Annotated in this window: 1 pseudogene; it reads right to left on the bottom strand. The window is 63.3% G+C overall.

What is annotated here, in order from left to right:
• Positions 1–126: 126 nt before the first annotated feature.
• Positions 127–251: pseudogene (locus tag JHD73_RS29470) on the bottom strand (transposase); the annotation flags it as partial.

Below are 251 nucleotides of genomic sequence, written 5' to 3'. Positions count from 1 at the left end.
GACTGCCAACCCACCTGAACAGCCGCATTGACGAGCTGCTTCCTCACAATTGGCGCCTGGCGCGCTGAAGATACTCTCACTCACAACGCAGTTCGACTGGCAAGGTGGTATCGCCGGACGCTTACGGTAGATCTGAGCAATGCGCCGCAGCGCCTCGGGCGCCACGGTGCTGTGGCCCTGGTTGCGTAGTAGCTCGTCATACTTGCGTCGCGCGTGGGCAAGACATCCTGCGGCCACCCGTCCGGGGCGAG

Source organism: Ralstonia sp. ASV6, from assembly GCF_016429285.1.
Taxonomy (GTDB): domain Bacteria; phylum Pseudomonadota; class Gammaproteobacteria; order Burkholderiales; family Burkholderiaceae; genus Ralstonia; species Ralstonia flaminis.
The sequence above is the reverse complement of the archived record's forward strand: the minus strand, read 5'-3'. Positions and strand labels throughout refer to the sequence as shown.